Source organism: Paraburkholderia sp. OAS925, assembly GCF_040543975.1.
GTDB classification, from domain to species: domain Bacteria; phylum Pseudomonadota; class Gammaproteobacteria; order Burkholderiales; family Burkholderiaceae; genus Paraburkholderia; species Paraburkholderia graminis.
Window position 1 is genome coordinate 1,098,980 of sequence record NZ_JBEUNO010000002.1, and the last position, 16,005, is coordinate 1,114,984.

15 protein-coding genes and 1 pseudogene are annotated in these 16,005 nt (G+C 63.5%); 4 read left to right on the forward strand and 12 right to left on the reverse strand.

From position 1 onward, the window contains the following. Window positions 1-32: 32 nt before the first annotated feature. The 4 genes from ABIE53_RS23740 to sdhC are packed head-to-tail and all read right to left on the reverse strand — an operon-like array spanning window position 33 to window position 3,335. Window positions 33-737, reverse strand: coding sequence for a succinate dehydrogenase iron-sulfur subunit (locus tag ABIE53_RS23740; RefSeq protein WP_006047560.1), 705 nt, complete (start codon window positions 735-737; stop codon window positions 33-35). A gap of 30 nt (window positions 738-767) precedes the next feature. Beyond that, on the reverse strand, window positions 768-2,543 hold the full coding sequence (sdhA, locus tag ABIE53_RS23745; RefSeq protein ID WP_006047559.1) for a succinate dehydrogenase flavoprotein subunit: 1,776 nt from the start codon (window positions 2,541-2,543) through the stop codon (window positions 768-770). A 4-nt stretch (window positions 2,544-2,547) separates the two neighbouring features. After that, window positions 2,548-2,916 (reverse strand): succinate dehydrogenase, hydrophobic membrane anchor protein, encoded by a 369-nt coding sequence (gene sdhD, locus ABIE53_RS23750; protein WP_006047558.1) that lies wholly within the window; start codon window positions 2,914-2,916, stop codon window positions 2,548-2,550. Between the two features lie 2 nt (window positions 2,917-2,918). Continuing rightward, a complete protein-coding gene (gene sdhC / locus ABIE53_RS23755; RefSeq protein ID WP_376916159.1) occupies window positions 2,919-3,335 on the reverse strand; it encodes a succinate dehydrogenase, cytochrome b556 subunit in 417 nt (138 codons plus the stop codon). 219 nt (window positions 3,336-3,554) lie between these two features. Between sdhC and ABIE53_RS23760 the strand changes: the two genes are divergently transcribed. Further along, the gene (locus ABIE53_RS23760) at window positions 3,555-4,451 is read left to right on the forward strand and encodes a LysR family transcriptional regulator (protein ID WP_029971530.1); all 897 of its coding nucleotides are present in this window, start codon (window positions 3,555-3,557) and stop codon (window positions 4,449-4,451) included. Between the two features lie 27 nt (window positions 4,452-4,478). Here the strand turns inward: ABIE53_RS23760 and ABIE53_RS23765 are convergent, their stop codons facing one another. Continuing rightward, window positions 4,479-5,387: a LysR substrate-binding domain-containing protein gene (locus ABIE53_RS23765; RefSeq protein WP_192700517.1), complete on the reverse strand. Its 909-nt coding sequence runs from the start codon at window positions 5,385-5,387 to the stop codon at window positions 4,479-4,481. A gap of 124 nt (window positions 5,388-5,511) precedes the next feature. Here ABIE53_RS23765 and ABIE53_RS23770 point away from each other — a divergent pair, with 124 nt between their 5' ends. Further along, complete coding sequence (locus ABIE53_RS23770; RefSeq protein WP_006047677.1) at window positions 5,512-6,162, forward strand: FMN-dependent NADH-azoreductase; 651 nt, start codon at window positions 5,512-5,514, stop codon at window positions 6,160-6,162. Window positions 6,163-6,453: 291 nt separating this feature from the next. Further along, window positions 6,454-8,523 (forward strand): TonB-dependent receptor, encoded by a 2,070-nt coding sequence (locus ABIE53_RS23775; protein WP_374710231.1) that lies wholly within the window; start codon window positions 6,454-6,456, stop codon window positions 8,521-8,523. 17 nt (window positions 8,524-8,540) lie between these two features. Here the strand turns inward: ABIE53_RS23775 and ABIE53_RS23780 are convergent, their stop codons facing one another. Both ABIE53_RS23780 and ABIE53_RS23785 read right to left on the reverse strand, forming a co-directional pair. Then, on the reverse strand, window positions 8,541-8,771 hold the full coding sequence (locus ABIE53_RS23780; RefSeq protein WP_192700519.1) for a hypothetical protein: 231 nt from the start codon (window positions 8,769-8,771) through the stop codon (window positions 8,541-8,543). A gap of 11 nt (window positions 8,772-8,782) precedes the next feature. Beyond that, window positions 8,783-8,959 carry a hypothetical protein gene (locus tag ABIE53_RS23785; protein WP_006047680.1) on the reverse strand — a complete coding sequence of 59 codons (177 nt, stop codon included), beginning with the start codon at window positions 8,957-8,959 and terminating at the stop codon, window positions 8,783-8,785. A gap of 217 nt (window positions 8,960-9,176) precedes the next feature. Here ABIE53_RS23785 and ABIE53_RS23790 point away from each other — a divergent pair, with 217 nt between their 5' ends. Then, window positions 9,177-9,587 carry a hypothetical protein gene (locus ABIE53_RS23790; protein ID WP_192700515.1) on the forward strand — a complete coding sequence of 137 codons (411 nt, stop codon included), beginning with the start codon at window positions 9,177-9,179 and terminating at the stop codon, window positions 9,585-9,587. 66 nt (window positions 9,588-9,653) lie between these two features. On the opposite strand, the gene ABIE53_RS23795 is transcribed toward ABIE53_RS23790, so the two are convergent. The 5 genes and pseudogenes from ABIE53_RS23795 to ABIE53_RS23815 form a co-directional block, all read right to left on the reverse strand. Beyond that, on the reverse strand, window positions 9,654-9,842 hold the full coding sequence (locus tag ABIE53_RS23795; RefSeq protein WP_006047682.1) for a hypothetical protein: 189 nt from the start codon (window positions 9,840-9,842) through the stop codon (window positions 9,654-9,656). 803 nt (window positions 9,843-10,645) lie between these two features. After that, window positions 10,646-11,371 (reverse strand): aspartate/glutamate racemase family protein, encoded by a 726-nt coding sequence (locus ABIE53_RS23800; protein ID WP_029971535.1) that lies wholly within the window; start codon window positions 11,369-11,371, stop codon window positions 10,646-10,648. Beyond that, a complete protein-coding gene (locus ABIE53_RS23805) occupies window positions 11,368-12,594 on the reverse strand; it encodes a DUF917 domain-containing protein (RefSeq protein WP_192700514.1) in 1,227 nt (408 codons plus the stop codon). The genes ABIE53_RS23800 and ABIE53_RS23805 overlap by 4 nt, the downstream gene beginning before the upstream one ends. Then, window positions 12,584-14,903, reverse strand: a pseudogene (locus tag ABIE53_RS23810) (sigma-54 interaction domain-containing protein). Before ABIE53_RS23810 ends, ABIE53_RS23805 begins: the two are co-directional and overlap by 11 nt. Before the next feature lie 566 nt (window positions 14,904-15,469). Next, window positions 15,470-15,880 (reverse strand): RcnB family protein, encoded by a 411-nt coding sequence (locus ABIE53_RS23815; RefSeq protein WP_053859652.1) that lies wholly within the window; start codon window positions 15,878-15,880, stop codon window positions 15,470-15,472. Between the last annotated feature and the right edge of the window lie 125 nt (window positions 15,881-16,005).

Below are 16,005 nucleotides of genomic sequence, written 5' to 3' on the forward strand. Positions count from 1 at the left end.
AACGCAGCGATGCGTGCGTCGATGCGTGCGTGTCAGACAGTGCGGCGAACCATCAATTCCTTGATCTTGCCAATCGCCTTGGTCGGGTTGAGCCCCTTCGGGCAGACGTCGACGCAGTTCATGATCGTGTGGCAACGGAACAGACGGTACGGATCTTCGAGGTTATCCAAACGCTCGCCGGTCGCCTCATCACGGCTATCCGCGATAAAACGATAAGCCTGCAACAGACCCGCCGGACCCACGAACTTGTCCGGATTCCACCAGAAGCTCGGGCACGACGTCGAGCAGCTCGCGCACAGAATGCACTCATACAGACCGTCGAGCTCGTCGCGCTCTTCCGGCGACTGCAGACGCTCCTTCTCCGGCGGCGGCGTGTCGTTGATCAGGTACGGCTTGATCGAGTGATACTGGTTGAAGAACTGCGTGAAGTCGCAGATCAGGTCGCGCACCACCGGCAGTCCCGGCAGCGGACGCAGCACGATCTTCTGCGGCAGATCGTTCAGGTTCGTCAGACACGCCAGACCGTTCTTGCCGTTGATGTTCATCGCGTCCGAGCCGCACACGCCTTCGCGGCACGAACGGCGGAACGACAGCGTTTCGTCGAGCGCCTTCAGTTTCACCAGCGCGTCGAGCAGCATGCGCTCATGCGAGTCGATCTCGATCTCATACGTCTGCATGCGCGGCGCCGCGTCCCTGTCCGGATCGTAGCGGTAGATTTCAAATGTACGCTTGGCCATATTGTGGGTCCTTTGACTTGTGCGTGTGCCTTAGAAGGTCCGCGCCTTGGGCGGCACCGATTCAACCGTCAGCGGCTGCATGTGCACCGGCTTGTAGTCGAGGCGGTCGCCCTCGCTGAACCACAACGTATGGCGCAGCCAGTTTTCGTCGTCGCGATGCTCGAAGTCGTTCTGCGCATGCGCGCCGCGGCTTTCCTTGCGTGCCTCGGCCGAGACCATCGTCGCGCGCGCGACTTCGATCAGGTTCGCCACTTCCAGCGCCTCGACGCGCGCGGTGTTGAACACCTTCGACTTGTCCTTCAGGTGGATATTCTCCACACGTGCGGCCACTTCGCGGATCGCCTCGACGCCTTCGGAGAGCAGCGCCGACGTGCGGAACACGCCCGCATGCTTCTGCATCGTGCCGCGGATGTCGTTCGCCACCGACTGCGCATACTCGCCCGACGACGAGCTTTCCAGCTTCGCCAGACGCGACAGCGCGAAGTCCGCCGCATCGGCCGGCAGCGGCTTGTGGTCCTTGATTTCCTTCACGTGCTTCACGATGTGATTGCCCGCCGCGCGGCCAAACACCACCAGATCGAGCAGCGAGTTCGTGCCCAGGCGGTTCGCGCCGTGCACCGACACGCACGAGCATTCGCCGACCGCGTAGAAACCGTTGACCGGCTCCTCGTGACCGCGCGCCGTACCGACCACCTGACCGTGGATGTTCGTCGGAATGCCGCCCATCTGGTAGTGAATGGTCGGCACGACCGGAATCGGCTCCTTAATACAATCGACGTTGGCGAACTTCAGCGCGATCTCGCGGATCGACGGCAGACGCTTCATGATCGTCTCGGCGCCGATGTGCGACAGGTCCAGCAGCACGTGGTCCTTGTTCGGACCGACGCCGCGGCCTTCCTTGATTTCCTGGTCCATCGAGCGCGAAACGAAGTCGCGCGGCGCGAGATCCTTCAGCGTCGGCGCGTAACGCTCCATGAAGCGCTCGCCGTCCGAGTTACGCAGAATGCCGCCTTCGCCGCGCACGCCTTCGGTGATCAGCACGCCCGCGCCCGCCACGCCCGTCGGGTGGAACTGCCAGAACTCCATGTCCTGCAGCGCGATGCCCGAGCGCGCCGCCATGCCCAGACCGTCGCCGGTATTGATGAACGCATTCGTCGATGCCGCGAAGATGCGGCCTGCGCCGCCCGTGGCGAACAGCGTCGTCTTGCCTTCGAGGATATAGACGTCGCCCGTTTCCATTTCGAGCGCGGTCACGCCGAGCACGTCGCCGTCGGCGTCGCGGATCAGATCGAGCGCCATCCATTCGACGAAGAACTGCGTCTTCGCCGCAACGTTCTGCTGATACAGCGTATGCAGCAGCGCGTGACCGGTGCGGTCAGCCGCCGCGCACGCGCGCTGCACGGGCTTCTCGCCATAGTTTGCGGTGTGGCCGCCGAACGGGCGCTGGTAGATCGTGCCGTCGGCGTTACGGTCGAACGGCATGCCGAAGTGTTCGAGTTCGTACACGGCGTTCGGCGCTTCGCGGCACATGAACTCGATCGCGTCCTGGTCGCCGAGCCAGTCGGAGCCCTTGATCGTGTCGTAGAAGTGGTAGTGCCAGTTGTCCTCGCTCATGTTGCCGAGCGACGCGCCGATGCCGCCTTGCGCGGCGACCGTATGCGAGCGCGTGGGGAACACTTTCGAGAGCACGCACACCGACAGACCCGCGCGCGCCAGTTGCAGCGACGCGCGCATTCCCGAGCCGCCCGCGCCGACGATAACCACGTCGAACTTGCGACGCGGCAGGGCATTCTTGATTGCAGCCATGCTTTTACACTCTCCAGAGAATCTGCGCGGCGTAGCCCGCACACGCGAGCAGCCAGACGATCGTCAGCGCCTGCAGCAGCAGACGCACGCCCACGGGCTTCACATAGTCCATCCAGATGTCGCGGATGCCGACCCACGCGTGATAGAAGAGCGAGAGCAGCGTGACGAAGGTGGCGAGCTTCATCCATTGCGTGGCGAAGATCGACGCCCAGCCTTCATAGGAGAAGTCGCGCGCGCCGAAGAACCAGGCGAGCAGGATCACCGTGTAGAGCGCCATCACGCAGGCGGTGATGCGCTGCGCGAGCCAGTCGCGCAGACCGTAGTGGGCGCCCACGACCAGACGCTTCGAGCCGATTCGGTTATTGGCTGCCATGTTTAGAATGCTCCGAAGAGTTTGAGCGCGAACACGATGGTCAGCAGCGACGACACCACGAACACCACGATCGAGGTCTGCTTGCCTTTCTCTTTGGTGACGGCTTCATGGTTGGTGTCCATCAGCAGGTGGCGAACGCCGGCGCAGAAATGGAACAGGGAGGCCCACGCGAGCACCAGCGTGATGAGCTTGACGATGAGGTTGGAGAGAAAGCCCTTGAAGACCTCGAAGCTCAGCTCGGAAGTCAGGCTCTGGTCGAAGAGGTACAGCAGGAACGGCAACGCGACGAACAGCAGGCCGCCGCTCAGCCGATGCAGAATCGACACGCGCCCCGCAAGAGGCAGGCGATACGCCGTCAATATCTGCCCGATACCGATGTTCCGGAATTCCGGCCTCGGTTTTTTTAATGTGTCAGCCACAGTAGACCCCTTCGCTTCATTAGATAAACACAACGGCGCATACCGCCGCGCGCTCCCTGAAGAGCGGCTCGTCCTGCCTTCATCGTCGAAGATAAAAGCCCATGTATTGCGGGAAAGACTTATAGGACGCGGACTGCGCGATGGCGATATTTTGTCGCACCGCTGATATACTGTCCAATATCTATCGCGTCTTACTGAAATAGCTTTTACAGATATCGCATGGAGCTGCGTCACATCCGCTACTTTCTCGCGGTCGCCGAGGAGCGCAACGTCACTCGCGCGGCCGAAAGACTGGGCATCGGCCAGCCGCCGCTCAGCCAGCAGATTCATGCGCTCGAAGACGAAATCGGCGTGCGGCTGTTTCGCCGCACCGGCCACGGCGTCGTGTTGACCGAGGCGGGCGAGGCCTTCGCCGCCGACGCGCAGCGCATCCTGCACGACACGCGTCTTGCGGTCGAAAAGGCGCAGAGCGCGGGGCGCGGAGAAATCGGGCAATTCAACATCGGCTTTACGGGCTCCGCCGCGTTCAACCCGGTCGTCTCGAAGCTGATTCGCGCTTATCGGCAGGATTATCCGAACGTCACGCTCACGCTTGCCGAGGGCAACACCGCGCAACTGCTTGCCTATCTCGGCGACGGCCGCGTGGATGTCGCCTTCGTGCGCCTTGGCAGCCAGTCGCCGGCGGGCGTGCAGTTCCATCACATCGCCATCGAGCCGATGAGGGTCGTCTTGCCGGCAACGCATCGTCTCGCGAAGAAACGCAGAATCCCGCTGTCCGCTCTGGCCGACGACCCGTTCGTGATGCTGCCGCGAGAGGCGAGTCCGACGCTGCACGACGTCATCGTCGGAGCGTGCCGGGAGGCGGGATTCGAGCCGATCGCCGGACAGCAGGCGCCGCAGCTTTCGTCCGTGGTGAATCTGGTGGCGGCGGAGTTCGGGGTGTCGCTGGTGCCGGCGTCCGTGTGTCAGATACGCGTGGAAGGCGTCGCTTATACCGACGTGCTCGGCAACGCCATTTCGATCCGGCTGTCGCTGGCCTCGCGGATGGAGGCCGCGCCGGCGAAGACGGCGAATTTTCTTCAGAAGGCGTTTGCGTTGGGGGCGTCGATTACGTGAGGGTTCGGCGCTTCGCTTGGGCTCTGGCTATTCGCTAATCGTGGCCGCAGACGTCGCGGCCCGCGGGCGCCGCGCTTCTATCGCCTCCGCTTTGTGCGCGAACGCCTCCACGATCGCGCCGGCGAGTTCGTCGGCGATCTTTGGCGAGGAAGCCCCCGACGCGAACATCGTGAACTCGACATCGGGCAGCACCGGCAAACCGGCATCCGGCGGCATCACACGCAAGCCGTTCACCAGTTGCGTGTGAACTATCGGCGTCACCGCGAAGCCGGCCTGCGCCGCGGCGCGCAGACCTGCGACGCTCGAGCCCACGAGCGCGATCCGATACTCGACGCCGCCGCGAGCGAGCGCAGCAAGCGCGGCCTCGCGATAAGGGCACGGTTCGGGGAACAGCGCGAGCGGCACCGGCGCGCCGTGCGTCAGCGAAGACCATTCCGCTCCCGCCCACACGAGCGGCTCGCGCCACAGCACTTGCCCTGGGCGGCCGCCGTCGCAGCGTCCGCCGATTACGACGTCGAGTTCGCCGTGATCCATCGCGACCAGCAGATCGGCGGGAATGCCGACGCGCACACTGAACGCGATGCGCGGGTAGCGCACGGCGAACGCCTGCATGACGTTCATCAGCCGCACGTTGGACAGGTCTTCCGACAGGCCGACGCGGACTTCGCCCTCGCTCGGCGCACGCGACAGTTGCGCCTGCGCGTCCTGATTGAGCGCGAGGATGGCGCGCGCGTAGCCGAGCAGCAATTCGCCATCGGCGGTGAGCGCGACCGAGCGTGTGGTGCGCGCGAGCAGTTCGCGGCCGATCTGATTCTCGAGACGCCGCACGTGCGCGCTCACCGCGGACTGCGTCAGATTCAGGCGGGCGGCGGCATGCGTGAAGCCGCCTTCCTTGACGACGGCCACGAATGAACGCAACAAAACGGTATCGAACACGGCGCGTACTCCTCGGTTCAGGGATTCAGTGCGATTGCGACTGAATCGGCTCACTATACTTCGTTTAAATTTCGCGTCGAACTATGTTGAGATGGCTGCACCTTAACCCGTGTGGAGCAATCTCATGCCGACTCTGCTGCATGTCGAAGCGTCGCCGCGTAAAAAGCGATCCGCGTCGCTCGAAGTGGCGCGCGTTTATCTGGACACTTACTGGGAGGTTCATCGGGACGCGCGAATCGACGTGCTCGATTTGTGGTCGACCGAACTGCCGGAATTCGACGGCGATGCCCTCGACGCCAAATATGCCGATCTCAGCGGCACGCCGTTCACCGACGGCCAGCAGAAAGCGTGGTCGCAGATCCGCCAACTCGCGCAGCGGTTGCACGACGCGGACACGCTGCTGTTCTCGGTGCCGCTCTGGAATTTCTCGATTCCCTACAAGCTGAAGCACTTTATCGACGTCGTGTCGCAACGAAACGTGCTGTTTTCTTTCGACGAGCGAGGGCTCAACGGGCTGCTCAAAGACAAGAACGCGGTGGTGATTTACGCGCGCGGCCTCGACTATTCGATCGACTCGATCACGCCCGCGCATTCGTTCGATTATCAACGGCCGTTCATGGAAGCCTGGTTGCGCTCAGTGGGCGTGACGGACGTCGAATCTATCGTTGTCGAGAAGACGCTGTTGGGGCCCGAGGTCGATCATGCGGCGCGGCAGGCTGCCTGCGAGCGGGCCGTTGCGTTGGCGAGGTCGCGGGCTGAGTGTGCTGTGAAGTGAGGTTTGCCGCGTTTTGATGAGGCGTCGCTGAGCGGTCCCGGCGACGCTCGTTCGGCGTGTGCGAGGCTTTCGTCACTTTACGCAATAGATGTTACGTTATATCATTCCGTCGACATTGGGCGCGGTCGGGCGATGGCCTGTCGGCATCGGCGATAGTTCGGGTCGCCCAGTGTGAGCCCGGCGGAAATGCGTCTTTCTAGTGCAACGTTATAACATTTCACGAAAACGCGCGGCCGACATAAAAAGACAATTCTCGAAAAGACCGTGAACAAAAAACCTCCACGCGCTTCCGTGCGCGCGCTTCGGCTGTCGCCGCTTTCCTTTGGGCTGCTCGCCGCGTTGGCTCATGCGCAGTCCGGCAACGTCAATCCCACGCAGAATTCGACGCAAGCGCCTGGCGGCTCGCTGGCGCCTGTCTTCGTCACCGCGAATCCGTTGGGCGAAACCGACCTGATCGCTCCGGCCACCGCGCTATACGGCGACGCGCTGACGCGTCGCCAGACGAACTCGCTCGGCGAGACGCTCAACGGCTTGCCTGGCGTCTCGACCACGACATATGGACCGATGGTGGGGCGCCCCATCATCCGCGGCATGGATGGCGACCGCATCCGCATTCTGCAGAACGGCGTGGCCGCGTGGGATGCGTCGTCGCTGTCCTACGATCACGCGGTGCCGCAGGAGCCGTTGACGATCGAGCGCGTTGAGATCGTCCGCGGACCGGCAGCGCTGCTGTATGGCGGCAATGCGATCGGCGGCGTGGTGAACACGATCGACAACCGCATTCCGCGCGAGCCGATCAACGGACTGACGGGCGGCGTCGATGCCAGCTACGGCGGCGCAAACGATGCGCGCGCCGGCGCGGCTCAGGTCGAAGGCGGCAACGGACGCTTCGCGTTCCACGTCGACGCGTTCGATCGCGAGACCAGCAAGGAGCGCATTCCCGGCTTCGCGCACTCGGACCGCCAGCGCGCGCTCGACGGTCCCGATGCGGACGAAGCCTACGGCAGCCTGCCCAACAGCGACGGCCGCTGGCACGGCGGCGCGCTCGGCGGCGCCTATACGTGGGCCGACGGTTACGCGGGCCTGTCGTACAACGGCTTCGAGGCGAACTACGGCTCGGTCGCCGAAGACGACGTGCGTTTGCGCATGCACCAGGACCACGTCGCGTTTGCGTCGGAAGTGCGCAATCTGCGCGGGCCGTTCTCGCAGCTCAAGTTCGATTTCGGCTACACGGACTACGAGCACAAGGAGATCGACAACGGCGAGACCAGCACCACGTTCCGCAATCACGGCTACGAGGCGCGGATCGAGGCGCGTCATCGCAAGATCGGTCCGTTCGAAGGCGCGATCGGCGTTCAGCTCAGCCAGAACACGTTTTCCGCGTTAGGCGACGAGGCGCTCGTTCCGACGACGCAAACAACCAACGTCGCGCTCTTTGGCCTCGAAGAGTGGAACGTGACCGACGCGTTCAAGCTGAGCGCGGGCGCGCGTTACGAGCACGTCAAACAGCAGCCGACGGCAGCCGGCAACGACAAGTTCGCAAGCGCTCACGACCGGGATTTCAATGCGGTCAGTGCGTCGCTCGGCGCGCTCTACAAGCTGACGTCGCTCTGGTCCGTGGCGGGCAATGTCGCCTATACCGAGCGCGCGCCGGCGCTCTATGAGCTGTATGCAAACGGTCCGCACGACGCGACCGGTCAGTATCTGATCGGCAACCCGGATGCGCAGAAAGAAAAGGCCGTGTCGAGCGATCTGTCGCTGCGTTTTGCGAGCGGTCCGAACAAGGGCAGCGTCGGCGTGTTTTACAGCCGCTTCAAGAACTATCTGACCGAGTTCAACACAGGGCGCCTCGTGGACGACTCCGACCAGGTCGTCGCGCCCGGCACCGACGATGCGTTGAACGAAGCCGTCTATCGCGGCGTTCGGGCGGAGTTCTACGGCATCGAACTCGACGGCAAATGGCGCGTGTTTCAGAAGGGCGCGCATCAGGTGGACGTGGAACTCACCGGCGACTACACGCATGCGCGCAACATGGACAACGATCAGCCGCTACCGCGCATTTCGCCGTTGCGTGCGACGCTCGCGGTCGACTACGGCTACGGACCGTTCGGCGCACGTGCCGAACTTGAACACGCATGGGGACAGCACCGCGTGCCCGAAAACGATCTGCCGACAGCCAGCTATACGAAGCTCGGCTTGCTCGTCACCTACAAGTTCCACGTCGGCGCGACGGACTGGCTCGCCTATCTTCGCGGCGACAACCTGACGAACCAGGACATCCGCTATGCAAGCTCGGTGGTCCGGGACATTGCGCCCGAGGGCGGCCGAAGCGTGATGGTCGGACTGCGCACGAGGTTCTGAGCCGCGCGTCGATTCGATCAAACGCGGCGCTTTTTCCACGCGTAGTCTGGCGGCGGATCGGCGACGCCCGGCCGTCCCACCGAATTCGGATTCTCCGAGCACAGCGTGACGAAAGACACGGACTCGCCGCGCGACTGACGGCGTCGCAACGTTTCGGTGAACGCCAACGCGTCCGCCATCGCGCCGGCGGGAAACGACGCGCAGCGCGGCACGATGCCGTCGTCTATGGTCTCCGACCAATAGACCATGTAGACCGGCTTCACGGAGCAGGCGACTGGCTGCCGGGCGTACCCACGCCGGGTATATCGCGCACGGGCTGCTGGTCCGGCTCGAGATCCGTTTCCGGGAGCGACTCGGGCGTGCGGGCAGGGGGCGTGCCGCGACTGACTTCGGACTGCTGGGGATCGGGCTTGTTGGGCGCGGGTGTTTCGCTCATCGGTGGCTCCTTGCAGTGCTGCGATTGAAGTGAGGTTGTCGTATGCGCAGCATCGGCTATGCCGACGCTCGGCCAACCGGCCCGCCGAGCGCGCGGACAACGTCCGCGAATCGCGCTTTCTCAGTTATTACAACGGCTTGTAAATTCCACGCCGGCAACGCAATGCGCGCGGCGCCTTTACAATTCAGCACTTCAATCCGACAGACGAACATGCGCGATGAGATACCACTTTGCATTGACCTTGGCATTCACCTTTGCGACGGCCGTCGCAGCGAGTGCGGCCGCTAACGCGCAAACGCCCGCGAGCGGCGAGACGGGCGCGCTGCAATGTGCGATCGGAAAAGTGACGGGCGTCGGCGGCTCGGAGCAGAGCGTGCGCGAATACCTTGCGACGCCCGGGCGCGATCAGTATCGCTACCTCGCCGATCATCCGATTCAATGCCGGATCTCCGACGAAGGCCGCGCGTCCGCGTGTACCGGCATTACGACGCTTCGCCGCGAACAGGTGAGCGTGTACGACCAGATCGACAGCTCGTTGACCGCCGTGGTTGCGCGCGTCGACCTCGATCACGGCACGTATCCTATCCTGATCGTCGTGCCGAGCAAGGACGTGCAGTGCCAGGAGTGAGTGGCGAGAGTGCGCCGCCTTTCGTCGCCGGCAACACCTGATGAGAGCGCTTGCCTGAAGGCCGCGTTATTCGCTCAGCTCAGCGACGAGACGCGACAGACGATCGAGGCGCTTGTGATACATCGGCGCCTGCGGAGAGCTCTTCAGATGTTCGATGCGGTCGCGCCAATAGGTCGGCGGAAAAGGCTTTTGCGATGCCCATGCGATCACGCGCTCCAGATGAAGGAGCTCGTTTTCCAGAATGTGGTGATGCATTGTGAACCCCCGTGGGTGGCCAGCCTTGGTCTATTCGCGGCGTCGCTAACGGTCTGACGCTGCGTGGACTGCTCGTGCAGCTTGCTCTTTGCGACTACTGCAAAGGACGAGCCGCCGTTGCTGCTCCCGCAGGCGCAGGCAACGGCGGCCAGACCAACCCCGCAGCGGATCGTCTGGTACATAGCCAAAAGATTTTCCGCCATTCAGTGCGTTGCAACTCGAGCTGCTTCTCTGTGGAAGCATGCCCTCGCGATGTTTCGACACTGTCACTGCTACAGCACAGCCCTCTCTCAATCTGATGCCGACAACCTTTTGCTATCGGCGAAATTGGCGCATCGACACTCGTTCGTATAACTAATCGAATCATCGCGATCATGTGCGGCGATCGCTCGGTTAGCGGCGGCGCGACGCAATCTTGTCTGGTCTCTCAGGCGCCCTGCATTTCGGACGAATTCGTTTGCATTTCTTTGGGCTCAAGGCCACGAGCATTTGTATAAGCAATGACCGTGCCATTCGCCGATGCGGCTGTGCGTAGGGGATCGACGAAATTCGCTCGATGATTCTGGTCAAACCCGTCCAGGTACAGCCCTAAAAGTGGACGTTTTCGTCCAGGTGGCCATGCAAGGGGCGTGGAGCGGCGATTTCGTCCGTTAGGATCGAAAGGCGAGGGCGCGATGGAGGCAGAGCGAAGCCGAAAACGGCCACAGAAGCGGCCACGGCGGAGACGCCCGGCGAGGCGACGGAGCGCCGCGCCGGACCAACTGCAACGAACTGGAAAGAACTGGAATAAGCAGACGCGAGACCTACGACTGCAGGCTGACCTTGCTGTAAGTCAGCCGGCTCGGGCGCAACTGCATGCGCACCAGCGAGACGAGGAAGCTGAAGCCCGCCTGATTCGGATCGATGACCGGCACGAAGCCGCCCATTTCGTCGCTCAGCATTCGTGAGACGCGGCTCGCGACGTCCACGAAACCGGTGCAGCCCAGCAGAATGGATTGCGCGCCGTCCTCCTTGATCGCCTTCAGCGCGGCTTCGAAGGTGCGGATGATGACGACGTCGATATCCTCCAGTTGCGCGACCGGGCAATTGATCGCGCGAATCGACGCGAACGTATCCTCGATGCCATAGGTCTGCGGATGAGCGCGCTGCATCGCCAGCGTGCTTTGCAGGATCGTGACGATCGAGAAGCGCTGGCTGAGCGCGAGCGCCGTGAACGCCGAAGCCGGAAAGCCGCCGATGATCGGAATGTCGATCACCTCACGCGCGGCTTCCACGCCGCACATGTCGAAGTCGGTCAGCCAGATGCCGTCGAAGCCGTCGTTGGCGATGGCTTGCGCGAGCTCGACTACGGGCATGCCGTTTTGCAGCCAGTTAGTGCGGTTCTCGATGTCGGGATGTCCTTCGGCGATGTTGCGAATCTCGACATGCACGTCCGGCGGCACGACCGGCGCAATGGCCTTCATGATGCGGTCGTTGTATTGCGACGTGGCGACCGGCACGAGCACGCAGATGCGAATGGGCGAGTTCAAGATGCCTCCCCCTTGCGCGCGGATTGCAGCGACTGCAGTGCTTCAAGCGGCACATACGGGCCGAGGTAGTTGAGCGAGTTCAGCAACTGCATGAAGCTGTCGAGAATCAGCCCCGGCTTGCGCAGTTCGGCTTCGGCGCGCCAGGCGATCAACGTCACGGGACGCTTGCCGATCGCCGGATTCAGCGAGCCGTCGGCGTTCACGAGATCGCCATTGCTGAACACAGATTGACCTTCCCCGCCGACGTAATACGCGACGCTATCGGGCGCGAGCACGATCGGCTGCGGACGTTCGCTGTCCCATACGAGCAGCGACTCGTTCTGATACATCACCGTGTAGGTACGCTGCCCGGCCTGAATGCGGATCTTGCCGACGTCGAAGCCGCCGCTCGTGTCCACTTCCGCGGAAACCAGTTCACCCGGCTCCGACACAGCGCGCGCCGCAAGGCCGCAATATTCGACGAGATAATCGGTCATCTGCCGCGCACTGCCGATTCCTCCCGCGTGCAACGCGCGCCCGAGTGTGAGCGCGCGTGTCAGCGTGCCGCGGATCGGCGTCGCGCGGCCGATATCGGCCGGCTGCATGACCCACATTGCGAGTCCGCCGAACTGCCCGAATTCCGGATCGGCGACAACGGGACGCATCATCTGCTCGACAATCGCCGACACGTCGCGCTGATGAGTCGGCGCACCCGCATTGCCGCTGCGCGGCGTCACGTCGAGTTCGACGCACAGGCCGCCCTGGCTCACGAGGAACGCCGGGCGCGGGTCGATCTCCGCGGCGGCGAAAGTGAGCATCGGCAAAGAAGGCACCGCGCGGCCGGCGCCGTCGGCGTCGATCACCGCGAGGCCGAGCTTTGCCGCCACCAGCGCGGCGACCGTGAAGCCGAGCGCGCCGCTTTCCGGCGGCATGACGTAGGCGAGTTTCGTCGATTGCGACCCAAGCTGTGCCTGCACATTCTGCACGGCCGTCACCGGACCCAGCGGATAGGTCGCCGAATTGATCGCTTCGGGCGCGCCGAGATAGGCGACCATGACGGCCGCGCCCTCGGTGGCTTCTTCAACGGACACGACCTTCACTGTGTCGCTCGGGTAGTAGTCGCCGGCGACGAAATGCGCGGCCAGATGCCGCGCGGATTCGATCGTGCCGCCCCCGCCACTCCCGAAAAAAGCCGCGCCCAATAGCAGCGGCTCCAGATCTTCCCGGCGTAGGTCAAATGCCATTGACGATTCCTTTAGTGTAGTTATCGAAAGAACTCTGTTGCTGAAGTTCGGCAAGCAGTTTGGCCGCGCCCGTGACGCGCGGCGTGGCGTCCGCGGGCAACGAACGCAAGCCGCGCTCAAGCGTCTCGATCGCTTCCGGCACGCGATCAGTCGAGCGCAGCAGATCCGCGAGGTAGTGCGCCGCGTCCACGCGCGCGGGCACCGAGCCGAACGCGAGCGCGGTCGATAGCGCGGTGCGCAGGCCCAGTTCCGCCGCGTTCACATCGCCGAGCGCCCACTGCGCGCGTGCGCGCGTGACCAGCAGCTTGCCGAGATAGACGCGCTCCTGACGGGCGAGCGTTTCATCGATCGCGGCTGCGAGCATTGCTTCGGATTCCTTTGCACGTCCAGCGCGCAGCAGCAATTCCCCGTGATGCCACGCCTTGAACGAATAGAACAGCGCGCCGCCATTGCAGACGACGTGATTATCGTAGCCGTCGAGCATGATCGTTTCCGCTTCGTCGGTTTGACCGAGCGCGCTCAGATGACAGGCACGCAGCACCTGGCCGACGCCGCGATAGAACGCAAAGCCGTACGCGATCGACACCGATTCCAGTTCGCTCGCAAGCCGGCCGAGCCGCTCGACGTCGTCGAACAGCGCGGCGAGCCACGCGGCGCCCTGCAGATTGACGACGTGAGCGAGCGCGTGCACGCCGGGCTCCGACGCGCGCAGAATCAGCATCTCCATCGCGCGGCGTGCCTGCGCGAAGGCGCCGATCTGATACGCGGCGAGTCCTTCGAAAGTCAGCGCCAGACTCGCGAGGTCGATGCCTTGCGAGCCGGTGCGCACGTCGTTGCGTCCCACGCCGAGCAGATTGCCGCGCGCGAGACAGGCAAGCGCTTCCTCGCTGTCGCCGAGCCAGAACAGCGTGTTGGTCATCGCGACGTGCGCTTCGTCGAGCGAGACGCGGTCGCCGCCGTTTTGCGCGCGCTCCAGCATGTTCTGCGCGGTCGCGCGCGCCTGCTTCAGTTCGAGCGTGGTCAACTGCGTGGTCCAGATGCCGAACTGGATCGCGGCGATTTCCGCGGGCGTGCAAACGCCTTCGCCGATCGCGAGCGCCGCGGCGTAGCAGGCGGTGGCTTCCGCATACAGCCAGCCGTGCACGCTGCGCAAACTCATCCCAAGCAGGCGATATGCGTCGAACTGCAAGCGGCGCACGGCGCCCTGTTCATTCGGTGTCTGCAGCACATCGAGGCAGCGGCGCAGCGGTGGAATCGCTTCGGCGAATTTCGATTCCTCGATCAGCGCTCTCGCATGTTCGAGGCATTTGCGCGCTTCGCGGTGATGTTCTTCGCGCGACTTCAGACGCCGTTCGATGGTCTTGCGGCCCACGCCGAGCAATGTCGCCGCCGCGCTCTTGTTGCCGCTCGTGCGTTCGAGCGCGCGGTCGATCAGCATAATCTTCAGCGGCGCCGAGCTTGTCGCGGCCTTCGAGTTGCAACAGCATGTCCGCGAGACTCGCGCGCGACACCGGCCCGCTCGCCTCGTTGGCGAGAAACGGCTCGAGCGTATCCACGTCGATCTGCGTGGTCTCGGCAAGCACGCTCAACTGGCTGATCAGATTGCGCAATTGCCGGATATGGCCCGGCCACGGATGTTGCGAAAGACGCCGCAGCGCGGTCGGAGAAAACTCGAGGCGGCGCGTGTGCTGTGAAGCGAAGTGGTTGACGAGCGCGGGAATGTCTTCGACGCGCTGTTCCAGTCCGGGCACTGCGAGGACGAACACCGCGAGCCGGTAGAACAGATCCTCGCGAAAGAGTCCCTCGCGTGCGAGCTCGCGCAGGTCGCGATGCGTTGCGGCCACCACGCGTCCGCCGAAGTGAAGGTTGGTGGTCGATCCAAGCGGACGGAAAGTGCGCGTCTCCAGCACGCGCAGCAGTTTCGGTTGGAGCGCGAGCGGCAACTCGCCGATTTCATCGAGCAGCAGCGTGCCTTTGCCGACCTGCTGCAACAGCCCCTGGCGATTTTCGCCCGCGCCGGTGAACGCGCCTTTGACGTGCCCGAATAGTTCGGCTTCGACGAGATGCTCGGGAATCGCGCCGCAATTGACGTCGACGAAGGGTTGATCCTGGCGCTGGCTGTGCGCGTGAACACGGCGTGCCACGAGTTCCTTGCCGGAACCGGTCGGCCCGAAAATCAGCAGCGGATGATCGGTGGGCGCGACGCGATCGATCATTCGAACCAGTTGGCGAAACGCCGGCGCGCCGCCCACGAAGGAGCCGGATGCGGCTTTGTCGTGAGCGAACGGAACGACAGGGCTATAACTCATTTAACAAGTACGCTCCACATGATCCGCGTGCGGCGCTACGCGGAGAGTGCCGTCAAGCGACGGCGGTCATGCATCGATCTGGTGTCTGGCGAAACTTCCGATTCCGCTGTCGGAATGTTCCGCCCCAAGGAGAGACAGAGTATGACGGCTTGCTGTCGATGTTGTCTTTCGAAATTAATCCTTGTGCCGGTGGACTTGCGCGTGTCGTCACAACGTCTTGCGGCGCTGACGCAAAGCGCCGCGCATGTTGGATCGCGAGCTGAAATTCTGCATATCGGACGAGTTACAGCGGCTCGCTGCAAGCGCGCCAACGTGGCTTGTATGCATGACGGATATAACGGCGGCGCGGCGACGATTCTTTAGGAGCTGGACGGAATTGCGCAAAGATAGCCGCTTGCGTGGCCGAGGTACGAGGCGAGAGCGTTTGAGCAGCCACTGCGACGCTTCGGTTTGCGTTAAACCGCGTCGGGCCTGCCGCCGAAATGTGACGAGCGGGCGATGTGTCATCGCCACGCTCAAGGGATGTTGAACGGCCGCATGCAGCGGCCGCCGTGCGATGTTGCCGCTTACGGTCCGACTCGCAGAACCACGCCGGTGGACAACTGCACCATCAGATAGTCGCCGCCGATGCCGACCCACGAATAACCGCGCGGCGGCGGCGCGAGCCGATACCCGCGCCAGTCGTCGATAACATACTGACGGTCGCGGTATTCGGGAGGCAGCCGATCACCCTTGCGCCAATGTCCGGGCGCGTTCGCCGAGTTGCCAGGACCGTCGGGGCGGTGTCCCGGCGGCATCGGCTTATGGCCGTGGCTGTCGTAGCTGTCGTGACCCTTCGGTCCCTTGCCGTGCTTCGGTCCCTGCCCGTGATCTCCGCCGTGGCCGGGGTTGTCGTGCGGCGGCTGTGCAAGCGCGAGCGGCGATGCGAGCATACCCGCGGCCATCATCGACACGAGCAATAGACGGGATTTGTTCATTAGTTCGTTCCTGTGAAAACGTTTGCTAAAGGCTAACGACGGGTTAACGAAGCGCCGGAACCACCGCGTTGGCATCCGCGATACGGACAATGCCGCGCGCCCAAAATTCCTTTGGAAAACTTGCG

Coding starts and splice junctions, on each gene's coding strand:
- ABIE53_RS23760 (WP_029971530.1), top strand. CDS start 3,555: ATGGAGCTGCGTCACATCCGCTACTTTCTCGCGGTCGCCGAGGAGCGC.
- ABIE53_RS23780 (WP_192700519.1), bottom strand. CDS start 8,771: ATGGTCTATTGGTCGGAGACCATAGACGACGGCATCGTGCCGCGCTGC.
- ABIE53_RS23740 (WP_006047560.1), bottom strand. CDS start 737: ATGGCCAAGCGTACATTTGAAATCTACCGCTACGATCCGGACAGGGAC.
- ABIE53_RS23790 (WP_192700515.1), top strand. CDS start 9,177: ATGAGATACCACTTTGCATTGACCTTGGCATTCACCTTTGCGACGGCC.
- ABIE53_RS23770 (WP_006047677.1), top strand. CDS start 5,512: ATGCCGACTCTGCTGCATGTCGAAGCGTCGCCGCGTAAAAAGCGATCC.
- ABIE53_RS23795 (WP_006047682.1), bottom strand. CDS start 9,842: ATGCATCACCACATTCTGGAAAACGAGCTCCTTCATCTGGAGCGCGTG.
- ABIE53_RS23805 (WP_192700514.1), bottom strand. CDS start 12,594: ATGGCATTTGACCTACGCCGGGAAGATCTGGAGCCGCTGCTATTGGGC.
- sdhA (WP_006047559.1), bottom strand. CDS start 2,543: ATGGCTGCAATCAAGAATGCCCTGCCGCGTCGCAAGTTCGACGTGGTT.
- sdhD (WP_006047558.1), bottom strand. CDS start 2,916: ATGGCAGCCAATAACCGAATCGGCTCGAAGCGTCTGGTCGTGGGCGCC.
- ABIE53_RS23785 (WP_006047680.1), bottom strand. CDS start 8,959: ATGAGCGAAACACCCGCGCCCAACAAGCCCGATCCCCAGCAGTCCGAA.
- ABIE53_RS23815 (WP_053859652.1), bottom strand. CDS start 15,880: ATGAACAAATCCCGTCTATTGCTCGTGTCGATGATGGCCGCGGGTATG.